At 74.1% G+C, this 19,282-nt stretch carries 18 protein-coding genes, 1 tRNA gene and 1 pseudogene; 8 read left to right on the forward strand and 12 right to left on the reverse strand.

From position 1 onward, the window contains the following. Positions 1-9 precede the first annotated feature (9 nt). Entirely contained in the window at positions 10-648 is a 639-nt protein-coding gene (upp, locus tag AC24HA_RS02680) for a uracil phosphoribosyltransferase (protein WP_425707933.1), read from the reverse strand. Between the two features lie 9 nt (positions 649-657). After that, positions 658-1,272: a GNAT family N-acetyltransferase gene (locus AC24HA_RS02685; RefSeq protein ID WP_425707934.1), complete on the reverse strand. Its 615-nt coding sequence runs from the start codon at positions 1,270-1,272 to the stop codon at positions 658-660. Positions 1,273-1,319: 47 nt separating this feature from the next. Between AC24HA_RS02685 and tadA the strand changes: the two genes are divergently transcribed. Then, positions 1,320-1,802, forward strand: a complete 483-nt coding sequence (gene tadA / locus AC24HA_RS02690) for a tRNA adenosine(34) deaminase TadA (RefSeq protein ID WP_425707935.1) — start codon at positions 1,320-1,322, stop codon at positions 1,800-1,802. A 122-nt stretch (positions 1,803-1,924) separates the two neighbouring features. On the opposite strand, the gene AC24HA_RS02695 is transcribed toward tadA, so the two are convergent. Beyond that, positions 1,925-2,803 carry a Sir2 family NAD-dependent protein deacetylase gene (locus AC24HA_RS02695; protein WP_487563603.1) on the reverse strand — a complete coding sequence of 293 codons (879 nt, stop codon included), beginning with the start codon at positions 2,801-2,803 and terminating at the stop codon, positions 1,925-1,927. A 312-nt stretch (positions 2,804-3,115) separates the two neighbouring features. Between AC24HA_RS02695 and AC24HA_RS02700 the strand changes: the two genes are divergently transcribed. Together AC24HA_RS02700 and AC24HA_RS02705 are read left to right on the forward strand one after the other, a co-directional pair. Continuing rightward, a tRNA-Ser gene (locus tag AC24HA_RS02700) sits at positions 3,116-3,204 on the forward strand. 167 nt (positions 3,205-3,371) lie between these two features. Next, a complete protein-coding gene (locus AC24HA_RS02705) occupies positions 3,372-4,514 on the forward strand; it encodes a baeRF3 domain-containing protein (RefSeq protein WP_425707937.1) in 1,143 nt (380 codons plus the stop codon). Positions 4,515-4,640: 126 nt separating this feature from the next. Here the strand turns inward: AC24HA_RS02705 and AC24HA_RS02710 are convergent, their stop codons facing one another. From AC24HA_RS02710 to AC24HA_RS02720, 3 genes are all read right to left on the reverse strand, one after another. Continuing rightward, the gene (locus AC24HA_RS02710; protein WP_425707938.1) at positions 4,641-5,858 is read right to left on the reverse strand and encodes an RNA polymerase sigma factor; all 1,218 of its coding nucleotides are present in this window, start codon (positions 5,856-5,858) and stop codon (positions 4,641-4,643) included. Positions 5,859-5,953: 95 nt separating this feature from the next. Next, the gene (locus tag AC24HA_RS02715; RefSeq protein WP_425707939.1) at positions 5,954-6,385 is read right to left on the reverse strand and encodes a YciI family protein; all 432 of its coding nucleotides are present in this window, start codon (positions 6,383-6,385) and stop codon (positions 5,954-5,956) included. Positions 6,386-6,727: 342 nt separating this feature from the next. Then, a complete protein-coding gene (locus AC24HA_RS02720) occupies positions 6,728-6,931 on the reverse strand; it encodes a CsbD family protein (RefSeq protein ID WP_425707940.1) in 204 nt (67 codons plus the stop codon). A gap of 249 nt (positions 6,932-7,180) precedes the next feature. Here AC24HA_RS02720 and AC24HA_RS02725 point away from each other — a divergent pair, with 249 nt between their 5' ends. Beyond that, complete coding sequence (locus AC24HA_RS02725) at positions 7,181-9,709, forward strand: choice-of-anchor I family protein (protein WP_425707941.1); 2,529 nt, start codon at positions 7,181-7,183, stop codon at positions 9,707-9,709. A 309-nt stretch (positions 9,710-10,018) separates the two neighbouring features. Here the strand turns inward: AC24HA_RS02725 and AC24HA_RS02730 are convergent, their stop codons facing one another. Further along, the gene (locus tag AC24HA_RS02730) at positions 10,019-10,753 is read right to left on the reverse strand and encodes a glutamine amidotransferase (RefSeq protein WP_425707942.1); all 735 of its coding nucleotides are present in this window, start codon (positions 10,751-10,753) and stop codon (positions 10,019-10,021) included. A gap of 42 nt (positions 10,754-10,795) precedes the next feature. Next, the gene (locus AC24HA_RS02735; protein ID WP_425707943.1) at positions 10,796-11,335 is read right to left on the reverse strand and encodes a DUF4190 domain-containing protein; all 540 of its coding nucleotides are present in this window, start codon (positions 11,333-11,335) and stop codon (positions 10,796-10,798) included. 200 nt (positions 11,336-11,535) lie between these two features. Here AC24HA_RS02735 and AC24HA_RS02740 point away from each other — a divergent pair, with 200 nt between their 5' ends. Next, complete coding sequence (locus AC24HA_RS02740; RefSeq protein ID WP_425707944.1) at positions 11,536-12,918, forward strand: uracil-xanthine permease family protein; 1,383 nt, start codon at positions 11,536-11,538, stop codon at positions 12,916-12,918. 125 nt (positions 12,919-13,043) lie between these two features. Here the strand turns inward: AC24HA_RS02740 and AC24HA_RS02745 are convergent, their stop codons facing one another. From AC24HA_RS02745 to AC24HA_RS02755, 3 genes and pseudogenes are all read right to left on the reverse strand, one after another. Next, positions 13,044-13,670 carry a LytR C-terminal domain-containing protein gene (locus AC24HA_RS02745; RefSeq protein WP_425707945.1) on the reverse strand — a complete coding sequence of 209 codons (627 nt, stop codon included), beginning with the start codon at positions 13,668-13,670 and terminating at the stop codon, positions 13,044-13,046. A 250-nt stretch (positions 13,671-13,920) separates the two neighbouring features. Then, positions 13,921-14,214, reverse strand: a pseudogene (locus AC24HA_RS02750) (type II toxin-antitoxin system VapB family antitoxin); the annotation flags it as partial. A 294-nt stretch (positions 14,215-14,508) separates the two neighbouring features. Next, entirely contained in the window at positions 14,509-15,009 is a 501-nt protein-coding gene (locus tag AC24HA_RS02755) for a MogA/MoaB family molybdenum cofactor biosynthesis protein (protein ID WP_425707946.1), read from the reverse strand. 196 nt (positions 15,010-15,205) lie between these two features. Between AC24HA_RS02755 and modA the strand changes: the two genes are divergently transcribed. Together modA and AC24HA_RS02765 are read left to right on the forward strand one after the other, a co-directional pair. Continuing rightward, a complete protein-coding gene (gene modA / locus AC24HA_RS02760; protein WP_425707947.1) occupies positions 15,206-15,991 on the forward strand; it encodes a molybdate ABC transporter substrate-binding protein in 786 nt (261 codons plus the stop codon). Then, entirely contained in the window at positions 15,988-18,108 is a 2,121-nt protein-coding gene (locus tag AC24HA_RS02765) for an ATP-binding cassette domain-containing protein (protein ID WP_425707948.1), read from the forward strand. The genes modA and AC24HA_RS02765 overlap by 4 nt, the downstream gene beginning before the upstream one ends. Positions 18,109-18,132: 24 nt before the next feature. Here AC24HA_RS02765 and AC24HA_RS02770 read toward each other — a convergent pair whose 3' ends face one another. Then, positions 18,133-18,366 carry a hypothetical protein gene (locus AC24HA_RS02770; RefSeq protein ID WP_425707949.1) on the reverse strand — a complete coding sequence of 78 codons (234 nt, stop codon included), beginning with the start codon at positions 18,364-18,366 and terminating at the stop codon, positions 18,133-18,135. A gap of 201 nt (positions 18,367-18,567) precedes the next feature. On the opposite strand from AC24HA_RS02770, the gene AC24HA_RS02775 reads away from it, so the two are divergent. Further along, positions 18,568-19,110, forward strand: coding sequence for a nucleotidyltransferase family protein (locus AC24HA_RS02775; protein WP_425707950.1), 543 nt, complete (start codon positions 18,568-18,570; stop codon positions 19,108-19,110). Positions 19,111-19,282 lie beyond the last annotated feature (172 nt).

Here is a 19,282-nt window from a genome sequence, read left to right on the forward strand (position 1 = left end):
TGGCGAGCGTCAGTCGACGATGCCGTACAGGCGGTCCCCGGCGTCCCCCAGACCGGGCACGATGTACGACCTGTCGTCGAGACCCTCGTCGATCGCGGCCGTGACGACCGAGACGTCCCCGCGGGCGCCGACGCTCTCCTCGACGTGCCGCAGCCCCTCCGGCGCGCACAGCAGCGTGATGCAGGTGACGTCGCGGGCGCCGAGGTCGAGCAGGTACTCGATCGCGGCGACGAGCGTGTGACCGGTGGCCAGCATCGGGTCCAGGACGAAGCACTGGCGGCCGGAGAGGTCGTCGGGCAGACGGTTGGCGTAGGTGATCGCCTCGAGCGTCTCCTCGTCGCGCTTCATCCCGAGGAAGCCGATCTCGGCGGTGGGGATGAGCCGGCTCATCCCCTCCAGCATGCCCAGGCCGGCGCGCAGGATCGGCACGACGAGCGGTCGGGGGCGGGCGATCCGTACGCCCGTCGTCGTCGTGACGGGTGTGGTGATCTCGTGCGGCTCGGTGCGCACGTCGCGCGTGGCCTCGTAGGCGAGGAGCATGACGAGCTCCTCGACGAGGAGCCGGAAGGTCGGCGACTCGGTGCGCTCGTCGCGCAGCGTGGTCAGCTTGTGGGCGACGAGCGGGTGCTCCGCGAGGTGGACGCGCATGGGACGAACTTACCCGGGGTAAGGGTCGGAGCGCGTGCGGTGGCGCGCGTGACCGGGCCCGGGTCCGCTCGGCCGTACGACGGCGAGGATCACCATGTCCACCCGCCGGCCGCCGATCTCCTCGTGGCTGCGGAGCACGCCCTCCCGGACGTAGCCGGCACGCTCGGCCACAGCCAGCGACCCGGTGTTGCCCGGTTCGATCCGCAGCTCGACGCGGTGCAGGGCGGGCACCGTCCAGGCGAAGGCGGTCAGCGCCAGGAGGGCGTCGGTCGCCAGCCCGCGCCCGCGCGCGGAGGGGACGAGCGAGTACCCGATGCTCGCGCGTCCGTCGGCCAGCTCGCGGAGCCAGAGGCCGCAGCTACCGACCGCCGCCCCGGTCGCCCGCTCGACGATGGTGAACGAGAACCCGGCGCCGTCGTCGTACCTGGCGCGCTGCCGCTCCACCCAGGCGATCGCCTCGTCGCTGCTCGCGTGCGCGGGGAGCGTGCCGATGAGCGGGACGTACGGGTCGGTCGCGAGCTCGCGGGCCATCTCCGCGTCTGCCGTCCGTGGCCTGCGGAGCACCGCACCGCCGTGCGCCGGGGCCGTGTCGGGCCAGGGCGGCAGGTCGGACCGGGCGGTCATGGACCGAGCGTAGGGGGCCCACGCCTCGTGGCTGGCACCATGGCGGCATGGTGAGCGTGCGGGCCGGCGGGGGAGCGTCGTCGCCGTGGGGCGCTCCGATGGACCGGGCGCTCGGGCTGGCGCGTCAGGCGGCGGGGCGCGGGGACGTGCCCGTTGGCGCCGTCGTGCTGGGTCCCGACGGGAGCGTGCTCGGTGAGGGGGCGAACCGGCGGGAGGCCGACGCCGACCCCACCGCCCACGCCGAGGTGCTCGCCCTGCGCGCGGCGGCTCGGGAAATAGGGGAGTGGCGGCTCGACGGCTGCACGCTCGTCGTCACCCTCGAGCCGTGCACGATGTGTGCCGGCGCGCTCGTGCTCGCCCGGGTCGAGCGGCTCGTGCTCGGCGCGTGGGACGCCAAGGCGGGGGCGACGGGGTCGGTGCGCGACGTCGTGCGCGACTCCCGGCTCAACCACCGGGTCGAGGTGGTCGCCGGCGTGCGTGGCGACGAGTGCGCCCAGGTGCTGGAGTCCTTCTTCCGCGCCCGCCGCTGACCCCCGGATTCGTCGAGTGTGCGGTTCGTGACCCTCGAGTGTGCGGGTGCGCGCATTCTCCGGCGAGCATCAGCCGCACACTCGACGACCGGCAACCGCACGCTCGACGACGTGGGGAGGGCTCAGCGCTGCCAGGCCGGGCGCGCGTCGCGGCGCCTGCGCAGGGCGCGCAGGAGGGCGGGCAGCGCCCGTGTGGTGGAGGCCGAGAGCGTGGCCGCCGCCTCGTCGTCGGACCGGGTCGGTCCCCGGTTGACGATCACCAGCGGGAACCCGTTGCGCACGGCCCGGCGGACGAGGCGGCGCACGCCGAACACGGACAGGGTCGAGCCGGTCACGAGGACGCCGGTGGACGCCTCGACCAGCTCGGCCGCCCGGCGTGACCGGTCGGGCTCGGCGCTCCCGCCGAAGAAGACGACGTCGGGCACGAGGATCCCGCCGCACACCTCGCAGTCGACGACGTGGAAGTCGGAGGTGTCGTCGAGGACGGCGTCGGCGTCGGGCGCCACCTCGACGTCCTGCAGCCGCAGCAGCCGCTCGCGCCAGCCCGGGTTCGCGGCGGTGAGGCGGTCGTCCTGCTCGGCCCGCGGGATCGTCCGGCCACAGCCCAGGCAGCGCACGCGGTCGTAGCGGCCGTGCAGGTGCACGACCGTCGGCTGGCCTGCCCGCGCGTGCAGGAGGTCGATGTTCTGGGTGACGACGCCGGTCGCGAATCGCGCCCGCTCCATCTCCGCGAGCGTGCGGTGGCCGAGGTTGGCCCGGCGGCCCGCCATGTAGCGCCAGCCCAGGTGGTTGCGCGCCCAGTAGTGCGCCCGGTGTGCGGGCGAGGTGAGGAACTGCTGGTAGGTGATCGGCCGTCGCACCGGCGAACCGGGGGAGCGGTAGTCCGGGATGCCGGAGTCGGTGGAGATGCCCGCGCCGGAGATCACGAGGAAGCGGCGGCCGTCGAGCGCGTCGGCCAGCGGCTCGACGGCGGCGTCGATGTCGCTCGGCTCCGGCGGCAGCGAGCCCGCCGGTGGGGGTGGGGGCGGCGGGATGAGGCGGAGCCTCGGCGTCGAGGGGGTCGTGGTCGGGGCCTCGTGAGTGCCCGCGCCCTGCCTGGCACCGTCCGCGGCGGAGACGCGCGCGTCGCCGGCGCCCACACCCGGGAAGAAGTCGCCCAGGGTGTGGCCGCTCCCGTTCGGCGTCGGCGGCTGAGTCACCAGGTCAGGGTATGGGCGACAGGTGACGGCGTCGTGTGCGACGCGTGAGCGTGACACGTCTCGCGTCGGATCGGTGCGAGGCGGGAGAGCCCCGCGGGTACAGTGGTGCGCCGAGGTAGCGTGTCCGAGCGGCCGAAGGTGCAGCACTCGAAATGCTGTGTGGTTAACAGCCACCGTGGGTTCAAATCCCACCGCTACCGCCATGTGATGTCCCAGGACATCGTGAACGGCTGAACCCCCGGCGACGGGGGTTCAGCCGTTTTTTCGTCGGTGGCGGACGTCGCGGCGGTGCGGGGCGCAGCCAAATCGGGCAGGACGTGGGAGGCGCCGGACGATAGCGTGGACGGTCACCGAGCGACTGGAGGAACGTATGGACCTCATGACCAGGCCCGAGTTCGAGGAGCTGGTGGGCGACGGTGGTGGGACGCGGGTGTCCCTGTACGTGCCCACCCACCGCGTGAGCGGCCCGCGGGAGAGCGACGCCGACCGGCTGCGTTGGAAGAAGCTGCTCACGGCCGTGGAGGCCACGCTGACCGAGGAGGGGCACGCGCGGCGCGACATCGACGAGCTGCTCGCCCCGGCCTGGGACCTGCACGGCGACTCAGTGGCCTGGAGCCATATGGCCGACGGCCTGGCGATGTTCCTCGCGCCCGGCTGGCAGGCGACGTACCGCGTGCCGCTCGACCTGCCCGAGCACGCGACGGTCGGGCCCGAGTTCGTCCTCACGCCCCTGCTGCCGCTGCTCACCGACCGCAACTTCGTGGTGCTCGCGCTCAGTCAGAAGAACGTGCGGGTCCTGCGCGGCGCCCGCGACCGGATCGTCGAGCTGGAGCTGGACGGGGTGCCGCGCGCCTTCTCCGACGTGTACGAGAAGGACGGGCCCCAGTCCGACAAGGTGCCGCGACCGAACGCGTCGGGCGCGATCGGCAACGGCGGGTCCGTCTACTACGGGGCGAGCGCCCTGGACAACGTGCACCAGCAGGACATGGTCGAATTCCTCCGGGAGGTCGCGCGCGGGGTGGAGAGCTCTTTCAACGGTCGCACCGTGCCGATGATCCTCGCCGGACTTCCCGAGTGGGTGACGATGTACCGCGACGTCAGCTCGTACCCGCACCTGGTCGAGGCGGCGATCGAGCGCAATCCCGACGACCTGAGCCAGGACGATCTTCGGCTTGCTGCGTGGGAGCTCGTCGAGGAGCGCCTGGGCCGTGAGAACGCGCGCCTGCTCGACCGCTTCCACGAGCAGCACGCACGTGGCGGTGCCGCGCTGGGCCTCGACGACGCCTTCCGCGCGGCTCACGAGGGGCGTGTCGACACGCTGCTCATGACGACGGAGACCGGGCACCCGGGCGGATCGGGCGGTCCGACCGTCGCCCCGTCGCGACCCGAGCCGTACGACATCTACGGGCGCGTGGGCGTCGCCGCCCGCGCCACGCTGCGCGCCGGGGGCGCGGTGCGCGTCCTCGAGGACCTGCCCGACGGCGCCCCGGTGGCGGCGATCCTCAGGTACTGACGCAGGTCACCGCGCCTCGGTGACGCGGCATCCAGGCCTGCCGCGGCGTCCGGACCTGCCGCGGCATCCGGGCCGCGCACGGGCCCGGTCGGCTCCGCGCCACGCCGGCACGCGAGTGTCGAAGCGTCACAGCGCGGCCGCCTTCGCCCGCAGCACCTCGGCCTCCCGGTGGTTGCGGGTGAGGTCGGCCGCGGCGAGCAGCTCGGCGCGCGCCTCGGAGCGACGCCCGAGCCGGCCGAGCAGCTCGCCCCGCACGCTCGGCAGCAGGTGGGAGCCGCGCAGCCCCTTCGCGCCCGCGAGGCCGTCGACGATCCGCAGCGCCTCTCCGGGTCCGGTGGCCATCGCCACGGCGACCGCCCGGTTGAGCTCGACGACAGGGCTGGGCGCCAGGCGACCGAGTGCCTCGTAGAGCAGCACGATGCGGTCCCAGTCCGTGTCCTCGAAGCGGCGCGCCACCGCGTGGCACTCCGCGATCGCCGCCTGGAGCGAGTAGCTGCCCCGGCCCCGGCCGACGGCGTCGGCGCGGGCGAGCGCGGCGCGTCCGCGCAGGGTCTGCGCCCGGTCCCATCGGGAGCGGTCCTGGTCGGCGAGGAGTACCGGGCTGCCGTCGGGCGCCGTGCGCGCGCCGAAGCGTGCGGCCTGGAGCTCCATGAGCGCGACCAGTCCGTGCGCCTCGGGCTCGCGCGGGAGCTGTCCGGCGAGGACCCGACCGAGGCGCAGCGCCTCCATCGCGAGGTCGGGGCGCATCCAGCGCTGACCGGCGGTGGCGGCGTAGCCCTCGGTGAAGAGCAGGTAGATCACGCCGAGGACCGCGCCGAGCCGCTCGCGCCACTCGCCGGGGTCGGGCGCCTCGAACGGCACCCGGGCGGCGGACAGGGTCCTCTTCGCCCGGACGATGCGCTGCTGCACCGTCGGCACCGGGACGAGCAGCAGCCGGGCGATCTCCTCGGTGGTCAGTCCCGCGACGACCCGGAGCGTGAGCGCGACCTGTGCCTCGCGCGAGAGGACCGGGTGGCAGGCGGTGAGCACGAGGCGCAGGACGTCGTCGCGGATCGGCTGCCACTCGTCGTCGTGGATCTCGGACAGGTCCCTGGCCATGTCCCGATACCGGGCGTCGAGCGCCGCCTGACGCCGCCACGCGTCGATCGCCCGCCGCCGGGCGACGGCCGTGAGCCAGGCACCCGCGTTGCGCGGGACGCCCGTCGTCGGCCACCGTTCCAGGGCCTCGGCGACGGCCTCCTGCGTGAGGTCCTCCGCGAGTGCGACGTCGCCGGTCACGCGCGCGAGCGTCGAGACGACCTGCGCGCCCTCGATCCGCCACACCGCCTCGACGGTTCGGCGCACGTCCGCAACAGACCTGTTCGACGACGACGACGCCGCCCCGCCGGACGACGACGCCGCCCCGCCGGACGACGACGCCGTCGCTCCGTCAGAGGTGCTCAGGCCCGCGCCCTCTTCTCCTGCTCCTCGCGCCAGCCCTTCTCCTTCTCGAGGTACTCGTTGCCCTCGAACTCGGCGAAGTCGGCCTCCTCGTGCACGCGGCGGACCTCGAGCTTGCTGCCGGGGCCCAGCGGGCAGCGGCTCGCCCACTGGGCGGCCTCCTCCTTGCCCGAGACCTCGAGGATCCAGAACCCGTTGAACAGCTCGTGGGTCTCCCCGTACGGGCCGTCGGTGACGATCGGCGTCTCGCCGTCGAAGTCGACGACGAACCCCTCCTCGGCTCCGGCCAGGCCCTCGCCGGCGAGCATGACGCCGGCCCCCATCAGCGACTCGTTGTACCGGCCCATGGCGTTGAGGATCTCCTCGAAGTCGATCTCCTTGGAGGCCTCGAGCGCGGCGTCGGTGCTGCGCATGATCAGCATGTACTTCATCGTGGTGCTCCCTCGTCGTGGAGGGGCCGTGTGCGCCCTCCTACCGTCCCGTCGAACGGGGAGGGGACGGATCGACATCGACGACAAGATCGGCTCCGGCCGGCGGGACGGCCACAGCATCGCAGCCGCGTGCGGCCCGGTCGAGAGGGGCCGCGGTAGATCCGGGCCCCACGGCGAACCGGAGGTCGGGCCGGCGTACCCGTGTGGGGCCGGCGTACCCGTGTGGGGCCGGCGCACCCGGGCCCGGAGCGCTGCTCGCCGTCGAGCACGACCGAGCCCCGGGCCGGATCGGCCGGGGGCTCGGGTGTGGTCGTCGGCGCGGCCGACGGCGGTGGGGCAGGCTCAGACGTTGCGCGGCTTGTCGTCGCCGAACCGCTCCTGAGCGCCCTCCTTGAGGTTGTCGACGCCCTCCTTGACGTCCTGCTTGGCCCTGGCGGCGTGCTTCTCTGCGGCGCCCTTCGCCTGGGTGGAGCGGTCGTCCGTGGCGTCGCCGAACTTCTCCTTGGCCGCGCCCTTCATCTCGTCGAACTTGTCACCGAGGCCCATCGGGCCACCTCCTCGTGTCGTCGAGCTCCCGGCGAGCGCCGGGCCTGCATTCCACTGTTCCGCGCCCGCCCCGGGTCCGCAACCGGACGGGGGCGTGGCCGCCGCTGTCGTTCGCTCTGCGCGAGCGCGCGCGGATGGGCCGACCACTGGCGCGCGGCAACCCGGGACGTTCACCTCGAGGTCATCGGACGGCCACCGCTCGCTCGTACGTTGGTGGCTCCCCAGTCCCACCGACGAAGGTGACACCTGATGAACCGCCAGCGCTTCCGCGCGTGCGGAGCCGCCGTCCTCGGCTCCGCCCTCCTCCTGCCACTTGCGGCCCCGGCGGTCGCCGGGCCGGGCTCCGTGCCCGGCCGCACCGCGATCGTCCCCGAGCCGATCACCGTCTCCGCGGACGACCCGTCGGTGTCGCTCGACCCGATCGGCACCTTCGAGTCGGGCGTGTTCGACGAGTCCGCCTCCGAGATCGTCGCCTTCCACGCCCCCACTCAGCGGACGTTCGTGGTCAACGCCCTCGACGGCGTCGTCCAGGTCATCGACTCCGGCGACCCCACGACCCCGGTCGAGTCCGGGCAGATCGCCGCGGCCGGCGTCGACGTCGACGGTGGCGGCACCATCCCCGAGGGCGCCATCGCCAACTCGATCGACGTGCGGGAGGACGGCCTCGCCGTCGTCGCGGTGGAGAACCCCACGAAGACCGACGACGGCTGGCTGATGTTCGTCGACGTCAGCGGTGAGCCGACGACCCTCGGCGCGGTCCAGGTCGGACCGCTGCCCGACTCCGTCGCGCTCTCCGAGGACGGTGGCCACGCCGTCGTCGCCAACGAGGGTGAGCCGGCGGACGACTTCTCGGTGGACCCGGAGGGGTCGATCTCCGTCGTCGCCCTCCCGGGCGGGATCGCCGCCGCCACGGCCGCCGACGTCGAGACCGTCACCTTCCACCAGTTCGACGAGGCCCCGGAGACCCTGCCCGAGGGCGTGCGCGTGTTCGGCCCGCAGCGGCCGAACACGAACGGCGAGCCCGAGCGTCGGATCTCGCAGAACCTCGAGCCGGAGTTCGTGACGATCGCCGGGTCGACCGCGTACGTGTCGGTCCAGGAGGCGAACGCGATCGCCGTCGTCGACATCGGGTCGGCCACGCTCACCGACCTGCTCCCGCTGGGCCGCCAGGACCACTCCGCCGAGGGCCAGGGCATCGACCCGTCCGACCGGGATCCTGAGGACGACCCGACCTTCGATATCCGCACCTACGACAACCTGTTCGGCATCTACATGCCCGACTCGGTCGGCGCCTACACGGTCGGCGACCAGGACTACATCGTCACCGCCAACGAGGGCGACGCGCGCGAGTGGGGCGAGGGCACCGAGAACGACTACCTCGAGTCCGTGCGGGTGAAGCACCTCGGGGCCGACCCCGAGGACGAGGACTACGTCGGCCACGGGCCGGTCGACCCGGAGTTCTTCCCCGCGGAGCTGCTCGAGGACGACGAGCTCGGTCGCCTCAACGTCAGCATCGAGGAGGGCTTCAACGAGGAGACGGGGATGTACGAGGAGCTCCACGCCTTCGGCTCGCGCTCCTTCTCGATCTTCGACACCGAGGGCAACCGGGTCTTCGACTCCGGCGAGGACTTCGAGCGCATCACCCACGAGGCGGCGCCCGAGTTCTTCAACTCCAACCACTCCGAGTCCAACCTCGAGGGACGCTCCGAGGACAAGGGCCCCGAGCCCGAGGGCCTCGTCCTCGGCGAGGTCGGCGACCGCACGTACGCCTTCATCGGGTTCGAGCGCGTCGGCGGCGTGGCCGTCTACGACATCACCGACCCGGCCGGCGCCACGTTCGTCACCTACGTCAACAACCGTGACTTCTCCATCTCGATGGAGGACGAGGCCGACGCCGGGAACACCGAGGAGGCGCTCCCGCAGGCGGGCGACCTCGGTCCCGAGGGTCTCGCGTTCGTGACGGCCGAGGAGTCGCCGAACGAGCAGCCGCTGCTCATCGTCGGCAACGAGGTCTCCGGCACCACGACGTTCTTCCAGGTCACCGACCTCGTCGAGGACCCGGAGGAGCCGGGCGAGCCCGGTGAGCCGGTGCCGCCGACGCCGGGGCGTGGGTTCTACCTCAACAACGGGTGGGACGCGAATGCCGAGCACGAGTTCAGCTTCGGCCGCCCGGGTGACGACGTCCTGGTCGGTGACTGGGACGGCGACGGCAGCGACACGCTGGCGGTCCGCCGCGGCAACGCCTACTTCCTTTCCAACTCCTTGTACGGCGGTGCTGCCGACGTGGAGCTGACCTACGGCCGCGCCGGGGACACGGTGCTGGTGGGCGACTGGGACGGCGACGGCAGTGATTCGTTCGCGGTGCGTCGCGGGAACAGCTACTTCCTGACCAACTCGCTGACCGGCGGCAATGCCGAGACCGAGCTGGACTACGGGCGGGCCACCGACGGCGTGTTCGTGGGTGACTACGACGGCGACGGCGTGGACTCCTTCGCGGTGCGTCGCGGGAGCGCCTACCTGGTGTCGAACTCGCTCGAGACCGGCTGGGCGGACGCGGAGTTCACCTACGGCCGGGTGCACGACGAGGTGCTGGTGGGAGACTTCGACGGCGACGGGGTGGACACGTTCGCCTCGCGCCGCGGGAACCTGTACCTGGTGTCCAACAGCCTGGAGTCAGGCTGGGCGGACATCGAGCAGCACTACGGCCGGTCCAGCGACACCGTGTTCGTCGGCGACTGGGACGGTGACGGCAGCGACACCCTTGGTGTGCGCCGCTGAACCAGGAGCTGATGCCGACGATCGGCGAGTGAGCGGACTTCCGCTCCACGAGTGAGCGGAGTTCGGCTTCACGACGGGCGGGTCCCGCATCCTGATGGGTGCGGGGCCCGCCCTTCGCCGTCGTCGTGCCCGGCGCCGGCTCGGTCTGGTCGGTGAGTCAGTGGGATACCCATCGAGGCAGTGCCCCGGGGGGACTGCCTCGGTGGTTACCCGATTGACTGGGCGACGGCGCCACACCGCGACACCCGCGACCCGCTCCCCAACCGGCAGAAGTCCGCTCACTCGTCAGCGGGTCAGCGGGTCAGTCGGTCAGTGGCGGGCGTAGAGGCGGGCGAAGTTCGTCAGCACCTTGTGGGCCGCAGACACGTCGACGTCCTCGACCGCCTGCTCCACCAGCGCCTGGTCCGTCGGGTCGAAGTAGCCGGCCAGCCGGTAGGCCTCGATGCGCTGGAGGATCCCCGGTACGTCGAGCTCGGGGTGGAACTGCGTGGCGAACAGGTTCTCCCGCACCTGGAACATCTGGACGGGGCAGCGCTCGGACGTGGCCAGCAGCGTCGCACCCCCGGGGAGCTGCCGCACCGCCTCCTTGTGCCCGACGAACGCCTGGAACCTCCGCGGCATCCCGGCGCACAGCTCGTGGTCGAGGCCCGCATCCGTCAGCTCGACCACCGGGGCCGAGATCGGCTCGGCGTACGTCCCGTCCACGACGGCCCCCTGATGGCGGGCGAGCGTGCCCACGCCGTAGCAGGCCCCGAGAAAGGGGAAGTCCTCGGCGACGACGACGTCGAGCAGGCCGGCGAGCTCGGCCTCCACCCGCAGCTGGGTGTCGGACTTCGTCTCCTCCGGGACGGACCCGGTGAACGGGCTGCCCCCGGCGACGATGCCCGACAGGTCCCCGAGGTCGATGTCCGGGAGCGGCCCCTGCTCGAGCCGCACGCGCACGAGCTCGTCCGGCGCGAGCCCGGTGTGCCGCAGCAGCTGCTCGTACTCCGCGTCGGCGACGGCGTTCTCCGGCCGGGTCGCCAGGAGAAGGAACGGCTTCATGGCCGCGATGCTAGGGCGGCGGCGGAGCCGTCGAGCGCGGGCTCAGAAGAATGAGCGCAACGTCTCGACGAACAGCTCGATGAGCACGTGCACGCCCACCGTCAGGTAACCGAGGACGGTGCCCGTCAGCGCGATGCCGCGACCCCCTGTGTAGGGCCGTTGCGCGAGCCGGTGGAGGGTGACGTGGCCGAGCGCGATCGCCCCGAGCCCGACCCAGGGGATGACGCCGAGCATGCCGACCACGAGGGTGAGCACGGCGAGGCCGTCGGTGCGCGGCGGCCGCCCCTCGTAGCCCTGCCCGCCGAGAGTGGCCTGCAGGTCGACGAACTCCGTGCCCGGGAACGGCTCGTGGGCGCGGCCCGGCGGCGTCGAGTCCGCTCGTTCGCTGCCGTTCCACGCCCAGGGCAGGTCGGCGACCCCGTACGGTGCCGTGGCGGGCCCGCCCGGCGTCGGCGCGGCCCCGTACGTCGCGAGCGCCTCGCCGGCCGGCGCGCGGGTCGCTGCGCTACCGGCCCCCGCGCCGCCGGCCCCGGCGAACCGGTCGCCCGCGCCGGCAGGGAGGTGCCACCCGTGCTCGCTCATCGCCCCTCCGTCCGCGCTGCCACAGCCAGGCCGGAGCCCGTGGCGCCGGCGGGTCCGGGCGCCGGCCCGGACGTTCGCAGCATCGCACAGGGCGGCCGACGACGTCGCGGTCCGCCGCGGGGAGCGGCCCCCGGCGCGGGGCTAGCATTGCGCGGGTCCCGCCCGGGGCCACGAACGCGCAGGTAGGCGAGGGAGTGCACATGGCGTCGGGTCGCACGGAACGCACGGAACACACGGGCCGCAAGGGTCTGTGGACCCTTCACGGGGACGGCAAGGTCGTGGGGTCCGGCGACGTCGTCGCCCCCGAGGAGCGGCTCTCGTGGCCGGCGACGATCGGCATCGGCGCCCAGCACGTCGTGGCCATGTTCGGCGCCACGTTCCTCGTTCCCCTCCTCACGGGGTTCCCGCCCGCGACGACGCTGTTCTTCTCCGCCGTCGGGACCCTGCTGTTCCTCGTCATCACCGGCGGGCGGCTGCCCAGCTACCTCGGCTCGAGCTTCGCGTTCATCGCGCCGATCACGGCACTGCAGGTCGTCCCCGGCGAGCCGACACCGGAGGAGATGGCCCTCGCCCTGGGCGGCGTGCTCGTCACGGGCGTGGCGCTGGCGCTGGTCGGGCTGCTCGTCCACGTCGCCGGATCCAGGTGGATCGACCTCGTCATGCCGCCGGTCGTCACGGGAACGATCGTCGCCCTCATCGGCTTCAACCTCGCGCCGGCCGCGTGGGGCAACGTGCAGCTGGCGCCGGTGACGGCCGTCGTGACCATCGTGTCGATCCTGCTGATCACCGTCCTGTTCAAGGGGCTGCTCGGGCGGCTCTCGATCCTCGTCGGCGTGCTCATCGGGTACGCCACGGCGCTCGTGCGCGGCGAGGTCGACCTCGACCCGGTGCGCGACGCCGCCTGGATCGGCCTGCCGGACCTGACCGCCCCGACGTTCGACATCAACGTGCTCGGCCTGTTCCTGCCCGTCGTCCTCGTCCTCGTCGCGGAGAACGTGGGCCACGTGAAGTCGGTGGCCGCGATGACGGGGCGCGACCTCGATCCGGTGACCGGGCGGGCGCTCATGGCCGACGGCCTGGCCACCGTCCTGGCCGGCAGCGGGGGCGGTTCCGGCACCACGACCTACGCGGAGAACATCGGAGTCATGGCCGCCACGCGCGTCTACTCGACGGCGGCCTACCTCGTGGCCGGCCTGTTCGGGCTCGCACTGTCGATGTCACCGAAGTTCGGGGAGCTCATCGCGACGATCCCCGCCGGCGTCCTCGGCGGTGCGGCGACCGTGCTCTACGGGATGATCGGCATGCTCGGTGCGCGCATCTGGGTGCAGCACCGCGTGGACTTCTCCGACCCGGCCAACCTCAACACCGCGGCCGTCGCGCTCGTCATCGGCATCGCCAACTTCACCCTCGTCATCGGGGACATGACGTTCGAGGGCATCGCGCTCGGCTCGTTCGCCACGCTGATCGTCTACCACGGCATGCGACTCATCGCCTGGCTGCGTGGGACGCACCAGGAGTCCGCTTCGCCGGCGTCGGCGCCGTCGGGCTCGGAGGTCGGTCGTGACCGGGGGAGCGCGGACTGAGGGTCGCGCGGGGGGCAGGCCGGTCATGACCGGGGGAGCGCGGACCGAGGGTCGCGCGGGGCGCAGGCCGGTCGTGACCGGGGGAGCGCGGACCGACCCTGCCGCGGGGCGTCCGCCCCGGCGGCTCAGCCGTCGGTCGGGACCTCCTCGACCGGCACGCACTCCTCGGGGGCGACGAGCGGCTCGGTCGGGTCGAGCGCGGTCATCTCCTCGGGCGGGAGCAGCGAGTCGTAGGCCTCGCCGAGGACGATGTCGACGGACTCGTCGGTGCGGTCGTCCATCGTGACCTCGGCGCTGGGGAACACGCGCGCCACGGAGTAGGCGGGCACCACGCCCGGTGCGCCGGCGATGATCCGGACCGCCCCCGTGATCGGGCTGCCCGCCCAGTTGCCCTGCTGGTTGACGACGATGCCCGCGGCCGCGAGCTCCTGCGCGGTGGTGCCCGCGAGCCCGCCGCGCTCGGTCGCGTTGAACACGTTCGCCGTGATCTCGTCGAGCGGCCGCGCGGTGGCGCCGGGCGGGGGGCACGGCTGGGACGCCTCGCCCGTGCCGCCGCCGTCGGTGGCGGACTCGGGGTCGGCGCTGAACTCCCGGTCGAACGGGCTGGGCAGGATCTGGGCCCAGATCGCGGCGGCGACGAGGGCGACGAGCAGGAGCACGGCCACGAGGCCGCCGATGACGGTCGTCTGCCGCTGCTGTATGGCGCGACGACGTCGGTCGTGCGGCGACAGCTTGGTACGGGCCGAGTTCACCGGGCCACCGTAATCGAGAAGGTCACGCGCGATCGGTAGGTGGGCGACGGCGGGAGAGCGGACGGCGGCGCACCTGGCGCTCCGGCCCGGCCGCGGACGTGGGCGGCGGTGGCGGCGGCGGAGGGGCGGTCGACGTGCGCGGAGGAGGCGGTGGGGCCGAGCCGAGCGGAGGGCGCGTGGAGCCGGCCCGGGACGAGCGGCGCAGCGGCGCGTCGATCGCGGTGTGCGTGCCGGTCGGGTTCGTCGGGTCGTCCAGGTCGAGCACCCGGGCGTGGATGACGGTCCGCTGCTGGAGCGCTGCGCGCAGCGCCCGATGCAGCCCGTCCTCGAGGTAGTGGGCGCCCTGCCACCGGACGACGTGGGCGAAGAGGTCCCCGAAGAACGTCGAGTCGGAGGAGAGCAACGAGTGCAGGTCCAGCTCGGCGCGCGTGGTGACGAGCTGGTCGAGGCGGACCTGGCGCGGCGCGACCGCGGACCATTCCTTGGGCGTGACCAGGCCGTGGTCGGGGTACGGGCGCCCCTCGCCGACGGCCTTGAAGATCATCGCTCGTTCGTCGCTCCTCGCCTGTTCCGGGGTGCGGGCCCCGTCCGGTGTCCTGGTGATGGCGCCGGCCGTGAGCCCGCGTACCGGCCGACGCGTTCGCTGCGCCCCGCTGCCGGGCGCAGCCGCGTCGTCCGTCCGATCGTAGGCGGCGGACCGCCCGCGTCGCCGATCCGTGCGGTGGCCCGAGGTTGCCGTTGTGTCACGGCGCACAGGAGCGGCAGTGGGTGGGGTGGACCGGGGGTCCGTGGATCGCAGGGACCGTGGAGCTCTGCCCGGCGGGCCCGGGGGTTCCGTTCAGTGCGCGGCGCCGGCGGCCTGCCCGAGCACGTGGCGCACGAGCGGCGCGACGACGGCGACCGTGTCCCGCACCCCGCCCGTCGATCCGGGCGCCGTGACCACCAGCGCGCCGCGCTCGCCCCGGTCCGTGAGGCCGACGACCCCGCGCGCGATGACGGAGTGCGGCGTCGAGGCCAGGCCGCGGGCGCGGACCTGCTCGGCCACGCCCGGCAGGTCGAGCGCCAGCAGCGGAGCGACGGCCTCCGGCGTGACGTCCCGCGGCCCGACCCCGGTCCCGCCGGTGGTGAGCACGAGGCGGGCGCCGGCCTCGAGGGCCGCGCGCACGGCCCCCTGGATGGCGTCGATCTCGTCGGGCACGACGACGGCCTCGTCCGCGACCATGCCCTCGGCGGCGAGCAGGTCGCGGGCCAGCGGGCCCGAGCGGTCCTCCTGCGTGCCGGCGTGGCAGCGGTCGGACACGGTGATGACGGCAGCGGGGACGTCCGGAGTCGTGTTCATGCTCACCACGGTAGGAGACGGGCCCGTGGGACGTTCGCCCGACGCCGACGCCGACGCCGACGCCGACGCGACCCTGCGAACATGAGACGTTCCGCATCCACGCTGACAACACGCGAACAGCGCCGCAGATGCGGTGCTAGGGTTCCATTCATGCCGAATCATCGGCATCACGACGGCGATCGAACGGACGGGTGACATGAGACGAGGCCCGGGACGGGTGGCGCTCGCCGCGAGCGCGGGAGTGCTCGCACTGGGGCTCGCCGCCTGCGGCACGAGCGACGACGAGAACGGGTCCGGGTCGGACGACGTCGGCGACGGCGCAGGCGGCGGTGACGGCGGCGACCTGACGATCTACGTGGCCGCCTCGCTCGCGGATGTGCTCACCGCGGCGGCCGAGGACTGGACAGAGACCTCCGGGGTCGAGGTCTCCGTCGTCGGGGGCGGTTCGAACGCGCTCGTCGACCAGCTGGTCGAGGGTGCGCCGGGGGACATGCTGGTCACCGCGAACCTCGAGACGATGGACCGCGCGGTCGAGGAGGGCGTCGCGGCCGACCCGACTGACCTCGCGACGAACACGCTCGTCGCCGCGATCGCGCCGGACAACCCCGGCGGCATCGAGAGCGGCGCCGACGCGTGGGCGTCCGGCCGGCTCGTCGTCTGCGCGCCCGAGGTGCCCTGCGGCACGGCGACGGAGGAGCTCGCCGAGCTGAGCGGCGTCGAGTACGACCCCGTCTCCCTCGAACCCAACGTCACCGACACGGTCGGCAAGGTCGAGACCGGTGAGGCCGACGTCGGCATCGTCTACCAGACCGACGTCGGCGACCTGGAGTTCGTGGAGCTCGACCAGTCCCAGGAGGTCATCGTCACCTCGGCGGTGGCGCTCACCGCCGACGCCGGCGACGACGCCGGGAGCCTCCTCGAGCACTTCCTGTCCGAGGACGTGCGCGCCACCCTCGACGAGGAGGGCTTCGGACGCCCGTGACACGTGAGCGGACCGGGCGTACAGCCGCCACCCCGCCGTCCGCCGCGGTGGGTGCGTCGGGGCGGCACCCGGCGGTGGTCGCCGTCGGGATCCTCGCCCTGGCCTACCTCGTCCTCCCCCTGGTCGGGCTCGTCTCGCGCGTCGACTGGGCCGGGCTGCCGGAGACCCTGTCCCGGCCCGACCTGCTCGACGCCCTGTGGCTCTCGCTGCGCACGTCTGCCGCGGCTGCCGTCGTCACGACGCTGCTCGGCGTGCCGCTCGGCCTGTGGCTGTCGGGTCAGGCGCGCCTGGCGCCGGTCGCGCGGCTCCTCGTGCTCCTGCCCCTCACACTGCCCCCGGTGGTCGCCGGCCTCGCGCTCGTGGCCACCCTCGGGCGCAACTCACCCCTCGGGCGTGTCCTCGGCGAGCTCGGACTCGACGTCGGGTTCACCACCCCCGCCGTCGTCCTCGCCCAGGTGTTCGTCGCGCTGCCGTACGTCGTCGTCACCGTCGAGTCGGCGTTGCGCGTGCTCGACCCCGCCCCCGCCGACGCCGCGCGCGCCCTCGGTGCGCGGCGCTGGACGGTCCTCGCGCGCGTGGTCCTCCCGGCGGTGGCACCCGCCGTCGTCACCGGTGCCGCTCTGGCCGGGGCGCGCGCCCTGGGCGAGTTCGGGGCGACCCTGACGTTCGCCGGCTCCCTGCCCGGTGTCACCCAGACGATGCCGACGGCGATCTACCTCTCGCGCGTCTCCGACCCCGAGGGCGCCTACGCGCTGGCGCTCGTCCTCATCCTCACCGCCGTGGTCCTCATCGGCGCCGGCCTGTGGCTCGCGGGCCGGCTCACCGCCGGCAGCGGCCGGGACCGGGGCGCACCTCCGGAGGAGGGGTCCGCAGAGGGCCCGGGTGACCGGTCCCCGCTCCGGTCCGGAGCCGGAACCACGCCCGACGACGCCGGACGCACCGACCGGGGGGCGGCCGTCGCTCTGCGGGCACGGGTCGTGCACCCTGCGCGGGGTGTCGACGTCCGCGTGACGCTGCGGCCCGGCCGCCTCACCGCGGTCGTCGGGCCGAACGGTGCGGGCAAGTCCACCCTCGTCGCCTCGCTCGCGGGCCTGCTCCCGGACGCCGAGACCGACGTGAGCGCGTACCGCGCCGACGCGGGGGCGGGAACCGGCGGCACCCAGGGTGCGCCGGCCGTCGGCAGCGCGCCCGCTCCCGATGCCGCCTCCGACGACCGCGCCCCCCGCACGGCCCTGCTCAGCCAGAACCCGGGACTCCTGCCGGGCCAGCGGGTGGTAGACGCGGTCGCCCTCGGCCCCCGGATCCGCGGCGCGCGCACCGCCTCGGCCCGCGAGCAGGCGCACGCGGCGCTGCGCCGGGTCGGCTCCGAGCACCTCGCGGGCCGACGCGTCGGCACCCTCAGCGGCGGCCAGCGCGCCCGCGTGGCGCTCGCCCGCGCGCTCACCGTCGACCCGGACGTGCTCCTGCTCGACGAGCCGTTCGCCGCCCTCGACGTCCGCGCGGCCGCCGAGGTGCGCGACGTCGTGCGCGAGGTGCTGGTCGGCCGCACGGGCATGCTCGTCACGCACAACCTGCTCGACGTCGCGAGCCTCGCCGACGACGTCGTCGTCCTCACCGACGGCGGCCTCGCCGAGTCGGTGCCCGTACAGACCTTCCTCGCCGCCCCCCGGTCGGACTTCGGGCGCCGGCTCACCGGGGTGACCACGCTCGACGGCGAACGGACCCCCTCGGGGAGCGTCGCCGTCGCGGGGACCGAGCTCGTCGGAACGGACGGCACGCCCGGCGGCCCCGCGCCGGCCGGCCGGCCCGGGCGGGGTGGCGGCGCGGCCACCCGGGCGGGTGACGGTACGCCCGGCGCGTGCCTCGTCCACGTCCGCGCGGCGGACGCCCGCGCCTCGCTCGACGAGCTGCCCGGGTCGCTCCCGGCCAGGCCGGTCGCCGTGACGGCCTCGGTCGGAGCGGTCCGCCTCGACGTCGAGCTCGGCGACGGTCAGACCCTCGACGTCGACGTCCCGCCGGGCTGGGAGGGCCTCGGGTCGGAGGTCGTGTGGGTGCGCATCGAACGGTTCGCCACGAGCGACCCGGAGCCTGTGGGGGCGGCGCTGCCCGCCCGGTAGCGCGGCCGGCCCGTCCGCGAGTGCTCAGTGGCCGGCGCGCGCCGCCCACCAGGAGGCCGTGTAGCGCAGCCCGCCGTACGGCGGAGGGGTCGTCCGGGGAGCCCCCGTGAACGCCGACTCGACGTCGGTGACGAGCTCGGCCGGCGGGAGCATCCAGGCGGTGTCCGGTGAGAGGGCCGACGGTACGCCGGTAAGGGGGGACGCCTCGGCCACCCGCTCAGGTCTCGTGGAGCCGACGGTCGTGGCGTCGTGGGACATCGCGGGTCTCCTTCCGAGGTCGTGCGGTATCCGGAACGGGTGGTCCCGGGTAGACGGGTGACCGTAGTGCATCACGCGGGCGGTCGATGACACACGGCGACACGTGGACACTTCTCCACCTCGGCGGGCTGTGGATCGGCGGCGAGCACCCCGCTTGCCGCCCCGCTTGGCGCCGAGCCCCGGCTGGGGGACGCTGGCCGGATGGAGACGGAGGCCCCCGCCGGTGGGACGTACGGGCTGCTGCTCGCCGCGGGCGCGGGCAGGCGCTACGGGCACCCGAAGATCCTCGTCCCGGGCTGGCTCGAGCACGCCGTCGACGCACTGGGTCGGGGCGGCTGCGATCGCGTGCTCGTCGTCACCGGCGCCGCCCGGCCCGAGATACCGCGCGGCGCGGAGGAGGTCCACTGCGCCGGGTGGGACCGGGGGATGGGAGTCTCGCTGCGGGCCGGGCTCGGCGCGGTCCCCGCGGGCGCCGGGCGCGTGGCCATCCACCTCGTCGACTACCCCGACATCGGGCACGACGTCGTCGCACGCATCCTCTCAGCCGCGGGCGACGACCTCGCCCGCGCCGCGTTCGACGGACGCCCGAGGCACCCCGTGGTCGTCCCGGCCGCCCACCTCGCCCCGCTGCTCGCCGCGCTCACCGACGACGACGGGGCGGCGCCCTACCTGCGCGGGCAGCGCGTGCGGCTCGTCGAGTGCGGCGACCTCGCCGGCGGGGAGGACGTCGACGTCCCGGGCTGACCCGTGACAGGGGTGTCCGGCCCGCGTCCGGTGTGGGTCGCTCCCGGTGGCGACGGCGCGGGCGAGGGGCGGTGGCCCGGCACACCGGCGGCGCGGTCCGCTGGCCGGGCCGACATGGACGGGGTCGGCGTCGAGGGTGAGAATGGCTGCCCGAACGTCCGGACCGGCGGTG

The organism is Georgenia sp. Z1491, from assembly GCF_057652395.1.

Bases quoted from the DNA above. Each gene is read 5' to 3' on its own strand.
- upp (WP_425707933.1), bottom strand. From the start codon at position 648: ATGCGCGTCCACCTCGCGGAGCACCCGCTCGTCGCCCACAAGCTGACC.
- AC24HA_RS02685 (WP_425707934.1), bottom strand. From the start codon at position 1,272: ATGACCGCCCGGTCCGACCTGCCGCCCTGGCCCGACACGGCCCCGGCG.
- tadA (WP_425707935.1), top strand. From the start codon at position 1,320: ATGGTGAGCGTGCGGGCCGGCGGGGGAGCGTCGTCGCCGTGGGGCGCT.
- AC24HA_RS02705 (WP_425707937.1), top strand. From the start codon at position 3,372: ATGGACCTCATGACCAGGCCCGAGTTCGAGGAGCTGGTGGGCGACGGT.
- AC24HA_RS02715 (WP_425707939.1), bottom strand. From the start codon at position 6,385: ATGAAGTACATGCTGATCATGCGCAGCACCGACGCCGCGCTCGAGGCC.
- AC24HA_RS02720 (WP_425707940.1), bottom strand. From the start codon at position 6,931: ATGGGCCTCGGTGACAAGTTCGACGAGATGAAGGGCGCGGCCAAGGAG.
- AC24HA_RS02725 (WP_425707941.1), top strand. From the start codon at position 7,181: ATGAACCGCCAGCGCTTCCGCGCGTGCGGAGCCGCCGTCCTCGGCTCC.
- AC24HA_RS02730 (WP_425707942.1), bottom strand. From the start codon at position 10,753: ATGAAGCCGTTCCTTCTCCTGGCGACCCGGCCGGAGAACGCCGTCGCC.
- AC24HA_RS02735 (WP_425707943.1), bottom strand. From the start codon at position 11,335: ATGAGCGAGCACGGGTGGCACCTCCCTGCCGGCGCGGGCGACCGGTTC.
- AC24HA_RS02740 (WP_425707944.1), top strand. From the start codon at position 11,536: ATGGCGTCGGGTCGCACGGAACGCACGGAACACACGGGCCGCAAGGGT.
- AC24HA_RS02755 (WP_425707946.1), bottom strand. From the start codon at position 15,009: ATGAACACGACTCCGGACGTCCCCGCTGCCGTCATCACCGTGTCCGAC.
- modA (WP_425707947.1), top strand. From the start codon at position 15,206: ATGAGACGAGGCCCGGGACGGGTGGCGCTCGCCGCGAGCGCGGGAGTG.
- AC24HA_RS02770 (WP_425707949.1), bottom strand. From the start codon at position 18,366: ATGTCCCACGACGCCACGACCGTCGGCTCCACGAGACCTGAGCGGGTG.
- AC24HA_RS02775 (WP_425707950.1), top strand. From the start codon at position 18,568: ATGGAGACGGAGGCCCCCGCCGGTGGGACGTACGGGCTGCTGCTCGCC.